This window comes from Amycolatopsis sp. NPDC028719 (assembly GCF_055565395.1).
This window is the reverse complement of record NZ_JBVHUL010000020.1, coordinates 1-13,163: the sequence shown is the minus strand read 5'-3', so window position 1 is coordinate 13,163 and position 13,163 is coordinate 1. Positions and strand designations below refer to the sequence as shown.

Below are 13,163 nucleotides of genomic sequence, written 5' to 3'. Positions count from 1 at the left end.
CCTGCGACGTCATATGGCGGGCGTCGTCTGGAAAGGAATTAGGAAGAAATGCTGATTTCCCAGCGGCCGGCTCTCGGCGAAGAGACGGTCAACGAGACCCGCTCCCGGTTCACCATCGAACCGCTGGAGCCCGGCTTCGGCTACACGCTCGGCAACTCGCTGCGGCGCACGCTGCTGTCGTCCATCCCGGGCGCGGCCGTGACGAGCATCCGCATCGACGGCGTGCTGCACGAGTTCACCACCGTTCCGGGGGTGAAGGAAGATGTCACCGACATCATCCTGAACCTCAAGGAGCTCGTGGTGTCCTCGGAAGAGGACGAGCCGGTCACCATGTACCTGCGCAAGCAGGGCCCCGGTGAGGTCACGGCGGCCGACATCGTGCCGCCGGCGGGTGTCACCGTGCACAACCCGGATCTGCACATCGCGTCGCTGAACGGCAAGGGCAAGCTCGAGATCGAGCTCGTCGTCGAGCGCGGCCGCGGTTACGTTCCGGCCCTGCAGAACAAGCAGGCGGGCGCGGAGATCGGCCGGATCCCGGTCGACTCGATCTACTCGCCGGTGCTCAAGGTGACGTACAAGGTCGAGGCCACCCGTGTCGAGCAGCGCACCGACTTCGACAAGCTGATCCTGGACGTCGAGACCAAGCCGTCGATCACGCCGCGTGACGCGGTCGCGTCGGCCGGCAAGACGCTGGTGGAGCTGTTCGGTCTCGCCCGCGAGCTGAACGTCGACGCCGAGGGCATCGAGATCGGCCCGTCGCCGCAGGAAGCGGACACCATCGCTGCCTACGCGATGCCGATCGAGGACCTGGACCTCACCGTCCGGTCGTACAACTGCCTCAAGCGCGAGGGCATCCACACGGTGGGCGAGCTGGTCTCGCGCAGCGAGGCGGACCTGCTCGACATCCGCAACTTCGGCGCCAAGTCGATCGACGAGGTCAAGCTCAAGCTCGTCGGTCTCGGCCTCGCGCTGAAGGACAGCCCGCCCGGGTTCGACCCGACCGCGGCTGCCGCCAGCTACGACGGTGAAGGCTGGTCGGAGGGTGTCGGTGGCATCGCCGACGGGATTTCGGACGGCCACGACGATGGCCAGGACTACGCAGAGACCGAGCAGCTCTAGGGCTCTGTGCCTGGACGCTGCGAGCTGAACTAGTAGGAGAACCAATGCCCACCCCTACCAAGGGAGCCCGGCTCGGCGGGTCGTCCGCGCACGAGCGGCTGATCCTGGCCAACTTGGCCACGCAGCTGTTCGAGCACGGCAAGATCACGACGACCGAGGCGAAGGCGAAGCGGGTCCGTCCGCTGGCCGAGAAGCTGATCACCAAGGCGAAGCGGGGCGACCTGCACAACCGTCGTCAGGTGCAGCGCGTCGTCCGTGACAAGGACGTCGTCCACAAGCTGTTCGCCGAGATCGGTCCGCACTTCGCGGAGCGCGACGGTGGCTACACCCGGATCACCAAGACGATGCCGCGCAAGGGCGACAACGCCAAGATGGCGGTCATCGAACTGGTGCCCGAGAAGACCGTGACGAGCGAGGCCGAGCGCGCGCGCAAGACCAAGTTCGCCAAGGACGAGAAGGCCGCCGCTCCGGTTGCCGAGGAGACCACCGAGGCGCCTGCCGCCGAGGAGGCTCCGGCTGCCGAGGAGGCCAAGGCCGAGGACACCGCCGCCGAGACCGAGGCCCCGGCTTCGGACGACGCGGACGCGGACGCCAAGAAGGACTGACGTCCTGACGGCCGATTCGACACCGGACGAGCCCGCCACTCCCGCTGGGGAGGGCGGGCTCGTTCGTCTGCGCCTGGACGTCTCCTACGACGGCACGGACTTCTCGGGCTGGGCCCGTCAGCCGGCGCGCCGCACGGTGCAGGGTGTTCTGGAAGAGGCGTTGCACCGGCAGCCGCCGGGGGCGTCGGTGCCCAAGTCGGTGGTGGTCGCGGGCCGCACGGACGCCGGGGTGCACGCGACGGGCCAGGTGGTGCACGTCGACGTCGTGCCGCTTTCGGCTCCTTCCGGGCGGATTCCCGTGTCCGCGGAGGGCATTCCCGACCTGGCCCGCATGGCCGGGCGCTGGAACCGCCTCCTGCCGGGCGACGTCCGGGTGCTGGGTGCCCGCGTCGCCCCGCCGGGGTTCGACGCGCGGTTCTCCGCGGTGCGGCGGCACTACCGCTACCGGGTGTCCGACGCCCCGTGGGGCGTGGACCCGTTGCGCCGCCACGACACCCTGGCGTGGAACCGTCCACTGTCGACGGACGCGATGAACGCGGCGGCGGCCTCCCTGCTGGGCCTGCAGGACTTCGCGGCGTACTGCAAGCAGCGCGACACGGGCACGACGATCCGCGAGCTGCAGCGCCTGGAGTGGCGGCGGGTGGACGAGCACCTGCTGGAGGTCGCGGTTTCGGCGGACGCGTTCTGCCATTCGATGGTCCGCAGCCTGGTCGGCGCGCTGCTCCTGGTGGGCGACGGCCGGCGAGGACGTGACTGGCCGGCGGAAGTGCTGGCCAGCGGCGTCCGTGACAGCGCGGTGGCTCCCGCGCACGGCCTCACCCTGACGGCGGTGGACTACCCGCCGGACGCCGAACTGGCGGCCCGGGCGGAGCAGACGCGCAACGTCCGCACCACGTTCTGAGCCTCCCGAACGCTCTGAAGGCCACCATGAGGGCACTAGATGCCCTCATGGTGGCCTTCAGAGGCATTGGCAGGAGCCGGAGGACCTCAGTCGCCGCGGCGGACGGGGCCCAGGAGCTGCTGCTCCTTGCCCGTCGTCACCAGGCGCAGCGGCCGCCACAGGTTGCGGCCCAGGGCCACCACCTGGTCGTCCTTCAGCATCGTCAGCTGGCGCATCATCTGCGGCGGCAGGTTCCAGATGCGGCCCGCCAGCTCGGCCTGGCCGGCCGGGAGGCGCTGCATCAGCACCAGGTCCGCCGCGTTGGCCGTCACGCCCGCCTGGGGGTGCAGGTACGGCAGCACGTACACCGTCGTCTGCCACGGCGACCGCGGCGGGAACAGGTCCTGCGGGGTCGGGCCGCCGTCGGTGACCACGAGCAGCGGCGCGTCCTCCGACGGCCGCGGCAGCTCGACCGGCGACAGCCGCCTGATCTGCACCAGCGGCGACGGACGGCCGTCGCGGCTGCCGGCCGCCCGGGACAGCACCTGCCACTCGGTCGGGCGCCCGGTCGCGACGACGACCCACGCGCCGACCGCCATCGCCCGCATCGCGACCTGGCGGGCCAGGTACAGCCCGCCCACCAGCACGATGCGGGTCGGCGTCGAGCGCAGCGCCGAGATCGTCAGCGGCTCGCCCTTCAGGCCCGAGCCGAGCACGATGCCGCCGCGGTCGCCGGAGGGGCTGACCGCGTCGAGCATCGCGGGGTCGACGGTGAACTCCGGCGCCACACCGGTGTTCTGCCCGGCGTCACGAACGCGGGAGCTCATGCTGTTCCTCCGATCGGCAGCGTCGCGGCGAAGGCGGAGACCTGCAGCCCGCGCAGCGGCGTCAAGTTCACGTCCAGCCGCTCGGACAGCCCCTGCAGCCGCTGGTCGGCGGCGTCGAGCTCACGCGGGTTGCGCGCGCTCAGCCGGACCACGCCGCGCAGCCCGATCTTGCCTTCGTCGGACGCCGGGGAAATCGACATCGCCAGCGTCGACGACAGCGCGCGGACGCTCGTCAGCGCGTTCAGGCTGCCCGCGATCTTGCCCTTCGGCCAGCCGGTGATCGCGTAGCTCGCGTGGCCGATGCCGGCCGCGGTCACGCCGGACCAGCGCTCCTGCAGCGTCACCTTGCTGGGTGAACCGGCGACCGCCGTCAGCTCCGCGGCCGAAATGCTCGCGCGCAGCAGCTCGTCCGGGTCGAGCGGCCGGGTCGGCACGCCCTGCGACTCCAGCGCGTTGCGCACCCGCGAAAGCGCGCCGATCAGCGCGCGGTGGGCGCCGACGACGCCGCCGCCGCGCTCCCGGATCGCCGCCGGGCAGCGCTTCGGGTCGAGCCGGATCGCGACCCACGTCGTCCGCCGCGCCGCCGCGGGCAGCGGCCCGAGCACCTCCATGTAGGAGCTCAACGCGGGCGAATCCGCCGGCAGCGCCGCGCTGCCCGGGTAGCAGTGCCAGATCATCTGGATCGAGTCGAGGACCACCCCGCGGTCTTCGAGGCACGGCGCGAGCGCCGAGAGCGGCAGGCTCGGCGCGCCGCCGGCCTGGGTGATCAGCGCCGGCGTCGGCTCGACGAGCAGCACCGCCGTCCAGGTGCCGTCGTTCCAGGCGAGCCCGACCTGCTGGCGCTCGTGGTCGACGCCGTGCGCGACGACGAGGTCCGGCACGGCGATCCGGAGCAGGTTGACGCGGGCGTCGTCCGGGCCGGTCACGGTGGTCTCTTCGGCCGCCAGCTCCTCGACGGTGCTCGGCGGCAGCGGCTCCGCGACGCGGTCGTGGGAGCGGAAGGAGTAGCGCATCGTCAGCCCGACCCACTGGGTGAACCAGCGGCCGCGCCAGCGCAGCAGCGCGACGATCAGGGCGAAGCCGACGACGCCGATCGCGACGTACTTCATCGACATGTCGATGGCGAGCAGCACGAGCCCGACCGCGAGACCGACCTCGAGCACGACGAGGTTCGCCACGGGGAGCGGGCCGAGGTTCACGCCCGACGAGCGGCGCCGCGCGGGGGGCACCATCCGCACCGGGCTCGGCGGGGGAGTGGCGGGGCCGCTGTCGTCGGGTCCCTGGGGGCCACCGGGACCGCCGGGGCCACCCGGGCCGCCAGGTCCGCCGCCACCGGGACCACCGGGACCACCAGGTCCACCGGGTCCACCGGGTCCACCGGGGCCACCCGGCCCACCAGGACCGCCGGGGCCACCAGGACCAGGTCCACCCGGGCCGCCGGGACGTCCACCGGGTCCACCCGGACCGGGGCCGCCGGGTCCGCGCGGGGGCATGCCGGGTCCGCCGGGCCCACCACCGGGTCCGCCGGGAACGCCACCGGGTCCTCCGGGTCCTCCGGGGCCGCCCGGCACACCTCCCGGACCGCCGGGGCCACCGGGTCTCCCGGGCCGCGGCGGCGGGCCGGGCGGGCGGCCGGAAGGCGGGGGCCCGGGTGGGCCAGGCGGACGTGGAGGAGTGGTGACGGACATCCGCGCTTTCTCTTCCCCTCGTGCTTGCTGCGTACCCGGAAGCCGGGTCCCGGGGAATCCGACCCTAGCCGGAGTTGGTAGAAACCCCACACCAGACGGTCCCCGTACGGCTATCCTGCGGAACCGTACCGCGACGGGGAGAGCTGTAGGTCGAGAATGCCATCAACACCCACGACTAAGTCTCAGGTTCAGGCGTACAAGTTCGTCCTGCGCCGGATGCAGTCGGCGCTGGTCCGGCGCGACGCCGTGATGCTGCACGACCCGATGCGCACCCACACGAGGGCCACGATCGTGGGAGTGGTGCTCGGCGCCCTCGGCATGATCGTGTTCGTCGTCTGGGGCCTGCTCAGCCCGGCCCCGTCGGTCCCGGAAGCCGGCAACATCGTGATCGGCGAGCAGTCCGGCACGGTCTACGTGGTGATGGGGAACCCGAAGACTCTTGTCCCGACGTTCAACCTCGCTTCGGCGCGGCTTCTCCTGCTGGCCCAGCAGAAGCAGTCGAGCTCGGGTAACAACCCCGGCGCCGCGCCGGCCGCCGCCCCGGCCGCGGCGGCCCCTGCGGCTGTGAAGAATCCCACTGTCGTTTCCGACGATCAGCTGAAGGACATTCCGCGCGGAAAACTGACCGGAATTCCGGACGGTCCGCAGCTGATCCCGACGGATTCCCAGCGGATCACCCCCAATTGGGCGGTGTGCGACCAGGTTCTGCTCGACCCGACGCAGCCGAACCCGGACATCGGCAAGACCGAGACGTCCGTCTTCGGCGGCGTCGCCCCGAGCGGTCTCGGCACCGAGCTCGGGGAAAAAGAGGCGCTCCTGGCGAAGGCGGACAACGACAAGACCTACCTGATCTACCGCCTGCCGAGCACGCAGAACCGGCCGAACGCCAACACCGTCCGCGCCGAGATCGACGCCGGCGACTCGAACAACGCGGTCCCGACCGCTCTGCAGCTGCTGAACCAGAAGCCGCGGAAGATCACGCAGGGCCTGCTGAACGCGATCCCCGAGGTCCCGCGCCTGACCCCGCCGCAGATCCCGGCCGGCGCGCCCCCGGCCGACCTCGACGGGCTGCAGTCCGGCGACGTCTTCTCCACCCAGCCCACCGGTGAGCAGCCGCAGTACTGGGCCATCACCACGACCGGCATCCAGCAGGTGTCCCAGGCGGTCGCCGACGTCATGCGCGTCGCGAAGCACGGCAGCGCGAGCGAGCTGCGGACCCTCGGGCTCGACAAGCTGTCCGGCATCCGCGTGCTGCGGCTCGGCGACCCCGACTACATCCCGGTCGACGATTTCCCGCGTTCGGTCCCGACGATCCTCGACGCGACGAAGAACTCGGCGGTCGCCTGCCTCGGCTGGTCCGTCGTCGGCGACGGCGACAACCGCGACGGCCACACCTCGGTCTACATCGACACCCAGCTGCCGGGCCAGAACAGCCACGGCCCGAAGTTCGCGACGACCAAGGTCACCACGCCGGGCCCGAACCGCGTGCCGATCAACGGTTTCTACCTCCAGCCCGGCTTCGGCGCGGTGGTCCAGTCCGCGACCGGAAAGGCCAGCTTCGGCAAGGGCGCGATCCAGCTGATCTCCGACCGCGGCATCCGCTACAGCGTCCCGGACGCCGCGACCGCGGACGCGATCGGCCTGAACAACCGGCAGCCCGCGCCCGAAGCGATCATCGGGCTGCTGCCGACCGGGGCTTCGCTGAACACCCAGGACGTGCTCAAGCAGTTCGACTCGGTGCCGATCGACCCGAACGCCGGTTCGTTCCCGGCCCCGGCCGCGCAGGCGGGCGGCTGACCGGAACCATCGGGCGGCCGCGAACGTCACACGCCCGATGGATCTTCTGGTGAGCGGAGAGGTGCCATGGCCGGCTTGAGGATGGACGGCGTGGTCGTCGCCGACTACGCCCGGACGGCCGAGGAGGCCGCTGACGCTCTGAACGCGGCGGCGGCCGACGTGGGGGGCGAAGGCGTTTCCGGCGAGTCCTACGGCCGGCTGGGGGCCCAGATCGGGCTCGGTGAGTCGTACGGCCGCGCGGCCGGCGCGCTGCGGCGTCAGCTGACCGACGGCGCCGAGGCGCTGAAGTCGGCCGCGGAGGCGCTGCGGCACGTCACGGTCCGCCACAGCGGGCAGGACGCCGAAGCCGCGGAGCTGATCAAGCGCGCTGGTGAGGTCGGATGATGTTCGCCGAACCGGAAGGCTCCACGGAGTCCATCCCGCACCCGCTGGCCAAGCCGGCCGCCCCGGCGCCCGCCGCGCCCGTGGTGGCCTTCTCCCCGGAAGCGGAAGGCGACGAGATCGCCGCCACGGCCGAGCCGTACCTGGCGTACCTCACCGACGTGTCGCACCAGCTCGGGCTGATCGATCCCGTCGAGACGTACTTCCGCCCGCTGATCGGCCGCTGGGGCGACCTCGCCGCCGAAGCCGGGCGGCTGCGCCAGGCCGCCGGAGCCGCGGCCGAGGTGTCCGCCCGGCTCGACGAGGGCCTCGGCCGGCTCGACGGCGGCTGGGAGGGCCGGGACGCCGACGCGTTCGTCGCGTACATGCGCGAGATCGGCGCCGCGGGCGGCGACGTCCAGGAGGCGCTGACCGTCCTCGCCGGCGCGCTCGACGAGCTGGTGACGACGCTCCGCCACGTCGTCGTGGACCTCGTCGAGGTGCTGGTCGATGCCGCGGACCTGATTTCCGAGACGATGACCCTGCCGAGCGGGGGCGCCAAGCGAGCGCGGGTCCAGCTGGGGGAGACGCAGGAGTCGGCGAAGGCGCTGTACGAGACCGCGCGGGACGTCCTCGAGGCGTTCGACCGGCTTTGCGACGGCGTCGACGATCCCGACGCGGCCGCCCGGAGCATCGAGATCGCGCACCGGTACCCGGAGGAGCGGTTCCGGCTGCGGGACGACGCCGTGAGCAGTGCCTCCGCCGCCGGGGAACCGACGGCTTCGGCTTCGGCGGACGCCGGTGCCGGCGAAGTCATGACGCCGTCGTCGGCGAGTGGAGACCCGGCGGAGCCGAAGCACACCGCGGCGGGCACGCCGGAGGCCGCCCAACCCGCCGGCGCGGCCCCGCAGCAGGTACCTCAGGCGCAGGACGACCACAGCACGTCGGGCGGAGTCCCGATGATGCCGATGATGGGCTTCGGAGCGTTCGGCGGAGGCGGCGGCCAAGGCCGGCGCCAGTCGAAGACCCGCCCGACGACGACGCCGTCGGAGCTGCTGGGCGAGCCGGGCCTGGTGGCGCCGCCGGTCATCGGCGAGGACGAGAATCCGGCGCAGCAGAAGAAGAACCCGCCGGCGCCGCCGCAGAAGTGATGCGGGCCCGGCTCGCGGACCGGATTCCGGTCAGCCGCGTGCGGTGCCGGACCGACCCGTTTCCCCGGCCCGCGGGCCGGGGAAACGTCAGCGGCGGGAAGCGGTCTCCGCGGGCCGGTTGCGGCGGATCGTGCGCATCACGAACAGCGTGATCAGCAGCGCCACAACACCGCCGCCGGTGCCGGCCAGCGCCACGATCATCGGGGTCGAGTTGCGGTCGTTCGCGGGCGGGAGCTGGGCCAGCTGCGGGGGCGGGATCGGCGCCTGGTTCCCGACCTCGGACGGCAGGCTCTGGGTCAGCGCCGCCACCGGGTCGATGACCCCGTAGCCGACGAAGTTGTCGCGGCCGCCCGGAGCGGCGGGGTGCTGGGCCGTCTCCTTGATCCGGTTGACGATGCCCTTGCCGTCGAGGTTCGGGTACTTGGCCTTGACCAGCGCCGCCAGGCCCGCGACGTACGGCGCGGCGAAGCTCGTTCCCTGGATTTCGCTGGCCTTGTCGCCGCTTTCGAACGTCAGGTTCGCCAGGCCGTTGGAGCCTTCGGCGGGGTCGAGCGAGACGATCCTCGTGCCCGGGGCGGCGACGCCGACCCACGGGCCGTGGACGCTGAACGGGGCCACGCCGCCGGATTCGTCGATCGCCCCGACCGACAGCACGTCGTCGGCGAACCACGGCGGTGTCACGATCGTCTTGGGCTTCTTCGCGTCCGGCTGGTCGTTCTGCGGGCAGGTGTCCGTCGCGTTGCCCGCGGCGGCGATGATCACGATGCCTGCCTGCGCCGCGTAGCGCACCGCCGCCTGGACCTGCTGCTCGCCTTCGGTGATCGACCCCGTCGCCGTGCGGCAGTTGTCGACCGACATGTTGATGATGTCGGCGTCCTTGCGGTCGGCGATGCCGCGGATGATCTCGGCCAGCGTCTTCAGCGTGCCCGCGGTGCCGGCCTTCTCCAGCTGACGTCCGCCGTTCGACTGCCCGGGAGACGTCCGGTCGCCGTCACCGGACCCGCTGCCGCCACCGCCCTCGCCGCTCGGCGGCAGTGAAGACTCCGATCCCGTCGGCGGGTTGGTGCTCGACGACGGGGTGCCACTGCTGCTCGGTGGCGGCGGCGTCGACGTCGAGGTGTCGGGCTCGTAGTTCTCGCTCAGCTGGCGGTAGGACACGATCGTCGCGTCCGGGGCGACGCCGACGAACCCGACCTCCGGGTTGTCCGGCTTGGCCGCGATGATGCCGGCGACCTCGGTGCCGTGGCCGTCGCAGTCCTCGAGTCCCGGCTGCGCGTTCTTCGGCGTCAGGACGTACTCCCCGCCGGACTGGAGGTTCTGCAGCCAGGGGTGCTTCGTCACGCCCGTGTCGACGACGGCGACCTTGACGCCCCGGCCGACGCCGCCGTTCGTGGCGGCCCGGACGATCTCCTGCGCCTTCGCGATCTGCAGGTAGTCCTGACCCCAGGGCCGGTACTTGAGCACGATGTTCTGGCCGAGGGTGCTGCGCTGGACGCAGCCCTTCGACTGCTTGTACTTCTTGTCCGGCTGGCGCGAATCCGGGAGCAGCTTGCTCATGTCCACCGGGGGCGGCGTCGCGAAGTAGCCGTCGGCGGGCGCCTGCTGCGCCCAGACCGGCACCGCGACGGCCACCGAGGACAGGAAGCCGATCGTGCCGGTCAGCAACGCGGTCGTGGTCCGCCGGGTGGCGCCGAAACGCCGTCCTACTGCCATCCGAGATTCACCCGATCCGGTCACTTGAAGTTCAGGTGCCGCAGTGTCGTGTACAGGTCCATCACACCCAGGGCGAGCGGGAGCACCGACGCGATGCAGAGCGCCTCGATGATCTCCACCGTGCGCCGCAGCGGCGGCGAGAAGCGCTGGTTCGGGAAGATCACGCCGACCACGAGCGCGCCCGCGGCCAGCAGGATCAGGATGCCGAAGACGTAGAGCAGGCGGTTCTGCGCGCTCGCCGCGAACAGCCAGCCGACCGCGATCCCGGTCGCCGAGACGAGCCCCGTGGTGAGCAGGGCGACCGCCTGGCTGCCGTTCGCGTAGGCGCGGGCGCGCAGGAGGAGCACGAGCGTCGCGACGACACCCAGGATGATGCCGAACGCGCCGGGCGCGCTCGCGGCGATGATCGCCGACACCGCGACGGTGACGCCGCAGCCGACCATCAGGCCGGTCATGTAGTTGTGCGCGATCGCCGTGCGGCGCTCGATCGCCCGGTAGTCCGGGAAGCCCGAGTCTTCCTTGAGCTCCTCCGCGCTGCCCGGGACGTGCGGCAGCGGCAGCTTCGCGAGCCAGATCGTGGCGCGCGGCAGGATCGAGATGCAGGCGAGGGCGACAGCGACCGTGCCGGCCGCTATCCCGGCCGCCGGGTGCGCGACGAGCGTGCCGAACAGGAAGGCCAAGCCGCCGAACGTGCCCGCGGTGGCCGCGGCGATGAAGGTCGTGATGCCCGCGCCGATGACCATGATGCAGACCGACGCGACGATGATCACGAGGACCGCGCCGAGCAGCAGGTTCGCCCGGATCGACAGCCCGGGCACGATGTAGAAGCCGCTGACGAACGCCAGGGGCAGGCCGCCGGCCGCGGCGATCAGCACCCCGGTCGCTTCCGCGCTGTAGGCCTTGGCGAGCGTCGCGCCGACCGCGACGCACGCGATCGCGCCGATGCCGCCGGCGATGGCGGCGCCCAGCGCGTTGCCGCCGTAGAGCGAGCCGCTCATGAACAGCGCGAACGCGGCGGCGACCAGCGCCAGCCCGCCCGCGACGTGCCCGAAGCGGTTCGCCGTCTCCTTGGTCCAGGGCCGGAAGCTGTCGGGGGAGGACTCCGCGATGGCGTCGACGACGTCGTCGTACAGCGGCGGCGGCGGGTTCTCGTTGCGCTTGCGCAGCTGGAGCAGTTCGCCGTCGACCACGCCGAGCGAGGCCAGGGTCCGGCTCGGGTCGAGCGGGGCGTCCCCGAGCTTGGCGAGCGCCCAGCCACCGTGGCGGGCCCCGCCGTCCGGCGACGACTCCTTGGCCATGTCCAGCAGCATCGGCAGCAGATCGGCCACCGCGACATCGGCGGGCAGCGCCACGTCGATCCGCGTCGAGGGTGCGACGACCGTCACCCTGCTGAAAACTGTCGTGCCCGTAGCCACTGCACTGCCCCCGCTCGGTCGAGACTGCTCCCGGGGGAACTTATACCGAACCCCGGTGCCGACATCATCGAACGTCCGAAATTCACCGTCATCCGCAGGTCAGCTCCCGGAACGCGGCATTACTGTCGGTGGCAGGCCGTACACTCGCCGAGCGAGGATGGGGCAGCGTTCACGGGGGTTCCGGCATCCGGCGGAATTCCCCCGCGGCGTTCGATAGGTTGTTCGCGCACCAAGCGGTGGCCGCCATCGTCGAGTTTGAATGAGGGGTCCTTCGATGAGCACGCTGCAGTTCAAGAAGTCGCCGCGGCTGGCGGCACCGCGCCCGCCGGGCGGTGAGGTGCACCTCGAGCCGCCGCCCGAGGTGCCCCGGGTCATCCCCGGCAACATCGTCATGAAGGCGCTTCCGGTCGTCATGATCGTCGCGTCGCTCGGGATGATGGTCTTCATGTTCCAGGCCAGCAACCGGAACCCGATGATGATGGCCATGGGCGGCATGATGGTCGTCGGCACGCTCGGGATGATGGCCGGCGGTGGCGGCAAGGGCGGCGGCGCCAAGCGCGCCGAGATGGACGAAGACCGCAAGGACTACCTCCGCTACCTGGGCCAGATGCGCGACCGGGCCCGCGAGGCGATGGTCGACCAGCGTGCCGCGCTCGAGTGGGTGCACCCCGACCCGCAGTCGCTGTGGTCGCTGGCCGCCAGCCGCCGGATGTGGGAACGCCGCCAGAACGACCAGGACTTCCTGCACCTGCGCGTCGGGCGCAGCTCGCACCGCCTCGCGACGCGGCTGGTCCCGCCGCAGACCGGCCCGGTCGACGAGCTGGAGCCGATCGCCACCCTCGCGCTGCGCCGGTTCGTGCGCGCGCACTCGATCGTGCCGGACCTGCCCACGCAGATCACCCTGCGCGGGTTCGCCGCGGTGAGCATGCAGGGCGACCGCGCGCTGACCCGCGGCCTGACCCGCGCGATGCTCGCGCAGATGGTCACCTTCCACAGCCCGGACGACGTGCTGGTCGCGGTCGCGACGGCGGGCCGGGCGAAGGAGGAGTGGGAGTGGGCGAAGTGGCTTCCCCACGCCCAGCACCCGACCCTGGCCGACGGTATCGGCCAGCTGCGCATGATGGCCGGCTCGCTGGCCCAGATCGAAAACTGGCTCGACGAAGAGCTGCGTGACCGGCAGCGTTTCTCCCGCAACGCCACCCCGGCGCCGGACCAGCCGCACGTCGTGATCATCATCGACGACGCCGAAGTCACCCGCGAAGAGCAGATCATCCTTGAAGAAGGCCTGGTCGGGGTGACGCTGGTCGACCTGTCGGATTCGATCGGCAACCTCGCCGCCCGCCGCGGCCTGCGGCTGGTCGTGGAAGCCGACCGCCTCGGTGCGCGCAGCGCCGGCGGCGTCGAGTGGTTCGGCCGCCCGGACACCCTGAGCCTGGTCGAGACCGAGTCGCTGGCCCGCCTGATCTCGCCGTACCGCGTCGGCGGCGCGGCCGGGCAGGACGTCAGCGACGAAGAGCCGCTGCTGTCGAACCCGTCGCTGCTGGAGCTGCTCGGTATCCCGGGTGACCCGATGACTTTCGATGTGCAGCAGGCGTGGCGGCCGCGTCC

General features: G+C 71.8%; 11 protein-coding genes and 1 pseudogene. 7 read left to right on the top strand and 5 right to left on the bottom strand.

Features of this window, described 5'->3' with window-relative positions; all coding sequences use genetic code 11:
- The first annotated feature begins 48 nt into the window (after positions 1-48).
- The 3 genes from ACZ4TR_RS48865 (at position 49) to truA (ending at position 2,625) form a co-directional block, all read left to right on the top strand.
- Positions 49-1,119, top strand: coding sequence for a DNA-directed RNA polymerase subunit alpha (locus tag ACZ4TR_RS48865; RefSeq protein WP_004558887.1), 1,071 nt, complete (start codon positions 49-51; stop codon positions 1,117-1,119).
- A gap of 44 nt (positions 1,120-1,163) precedes the next feature.
- Positions 1,164-1,724 (top strand): 50S ribosomal protein L17, encoded by a 561-nt coding sequence (gene rplQ, locus ACZ4TR_RS48860; protein ID WP_364514502.1) that lies wholly within the window; start codon positions 1,164-1,166, stop codon positions 1,722-1,724.
- A gap of 73 nt (positions 1,725-1,797) precedes the next feature.
- Positions 1,798-2,625: a tRNA pseudouridine(38-40) synthase TruA gene (gene truA / locus ACZ4TR_RS48855; protein ID WP_465296083.1), complete on the top strand. Its 828-nt coding sequence runs from the start codon at positions 1,798-1,800 to the stop codon at positions 2,623-2,625.
- An 86-nt stretch (positions 2,626-2,711) separates the two neighbouring features.
- On the opposite strand, the gene ACZ4TR_RS48850 is transcribed toward truA, so the two are convergent.
- The 3 genes from ACZ4TR_RS48850 to ACZ4TR_RS48840 are packed head-to-tail and all read right to left on the bottom strand — an operon-like array spanning position 2,712 to position 5,025.
- A complete protein-coding gene (locus tag ACZ4TR_RS48850; RefSeq protein WP_284745407.1) occupies positions 2,712-3,431 on the bottom strand; it encodes a hypothetical protein in 720 nt (239 codons plus the stop codon).
- Complete coding sequence (gene eccE, locus ACZ4TR_RS48845) at positions 3,428-4,663, bottom strand: type VII secretion protein EccE (protein ID WP_364514505.1); 1,236 nt, start codon at positions 4,661-4,663, stop codon at positions 3,428-3,430. The genes ACZ4TR_RS48850 and eccE overlap by 4 nt, the downstream gene beginning before the upstream one ends.
- Positions 4,627-5,025: a hypothetical protein gene (locus ACZ4TR_RS48840; protein WP_465296065.1), complete on the bottom strand. Its 399-nt coding sequence runs from the start codon at positions 5,023-5,025 to the stop codon at positions 4,627-4,629. The genes eccE and ACZ4TR_RS48840 overlap by 37 nt, the downstream gene beginning before the upstream one ends.
- Before the next feature lie 250 nt (positions 5,026-5,275).
- Between ACZ4TR_RS48840 and eccB the strand changes: the two genes are divergently transcribed.
- From eccB to ACZ4TR_RS48825, 3 genes are all read left to right on the top strand, one after another.
- A complete protein-coding gene (gene eccB / locus ACZ4TR_RS48835; RefSeq protein ID WP_465296063.1) occupies positions 5,276-6,916 on the top strand; it encodes a type VII secretion protein EccB in 1,641 nt (546 codons plus the stop codon).
- Positions 6,917-6,982: 66 nt separating this feature from the next.
- A complete protein-coding gene (locus ACZ4TR_RS48830) occupies positions 6,983-7,300 on the top strand; it encodes a hypothetical protein (RefSeq protein ID WP_465296061.1) in 318 nt (105 codons plus the stop codon).
- A complete protein-coding gene (locus ACZ4TR_RS48825) occupies positions 7,300-8,427 on the top strand; it encodes a WXG100 family type VII secretion target (protein WP_465296059.1) in 1,128 nt (375 codons plus the stop codon). The genes ACZ4TR_RS48830 and ACZ4TR_RS48825 overlap by 1 nt, the downstream gene beginning before the upstream one ends.
- A gap of 87 nt (positions 8,428-8,514) precedes the next feature.
- Here the strand turns inward: ACZ4TR_RS48825 and ACZ4TR_RS48820 are convergent, their stop codons facing one another.
- Together ACZ4TR_RS48820 and eccD are read right to left on the bottom strand one after the other, a co-directional pair.
- A complete protein-coding gene (locus tag ACZ4TR_RS48820) occupies positions 8,515-10,140 on the bottom strand; it encodes a S8 family serine peptidase (protein WP_465296057.1) in 1,626 nt (541 codons plus the stop codon).
- A 20-nt stretch (positions 10,141-10,160) separates the two neighbouring features.
- Positions 10,161-11,525, bottom strand: coding sequence for a type VII secretion integral membrane protein EccD (gene eccD, locus ACZ4TR_RS48815; protein WP_364514517.1), 1,365 nt, complete (start codon positions 11,523-11,525; stop codon positions 10,161-10,163).
- Positions 11,526-11,829: 304 nt separating this feature from the next.
- On the opposite strand from eccD, the pseudogene ACZ4TR_RS48810 reads away from it, so the two are divergent.
- Positions 11,830-13,163, top strand: a pseudogene (locus tag ACZ4TR_RS48810) (type VII secretion protein EccC); the annotation flags it as partial.

What these genes read in the sequence shown, in the direction of transcription:
- ACZ4TR_RS48865 (WP_004558887.1), top strand. Translation starts at nt 49, where the DNA reads ATGCTGATTTCCCAGCGGCCGGCTCTCGGCGAAGAGACGGTCAACGAG.
- rplQ (WP_364514502.1), top strand. Translation starts at nt 1,164, where the DNA reads ATGCCCACCCCTACCAAGGGAGCCCGGCTCGGCGGGTCGTCCGCGCAC.
- ACZ4TR_RS48850 (WP_284745407.1), bottom strand. Translation starts at nt 3,431, where the DNA reads ATGAGCTCCCGCGTTCGTGACGCCGGGCAGAACACCGGTGTGGCGCCG.
- eccE (WP_364514505.1), bottom strand. Translation starts at nt 4,663, where the DNA reads ATGGTGCCCCCCGCGCGGCGCCGCTCGTCGGGCGTGAACCTCGGCCCG.
- eccB (WP_465296063.1), top strand. Translation starts at nt 5,276, where the DNA reads ATGCCATCAACACCCACGACTAAGTCTCAGGTTCAGGCGTACAAGTTC.
- ACZ4TR_RS48830 (WP_465296061.1), top strand. Translation starts at nt 6,983, where the DNA reads ATGGCCGGCTTGAGGATGGACGGCGTGGTCGTCGCCGACTACGCCCGG.
- ACZ4TR_RS48825 (WP_465296059.1), top strand. Translation starts at nt 7,300, where the DNA reads ATGTTCGCCGAACCGGAAGGCTCCACGGAGTCCATCCCGCACCCGCTG.
- ACZ4TR_RS48820 (WP_465296057.1), bottom strand. Translation starts at nt 10,140, where the DNA reads ATGGCAGTAGGACGGCGTTTCGGCGCCACCCGGCGGACCACGACCGCG.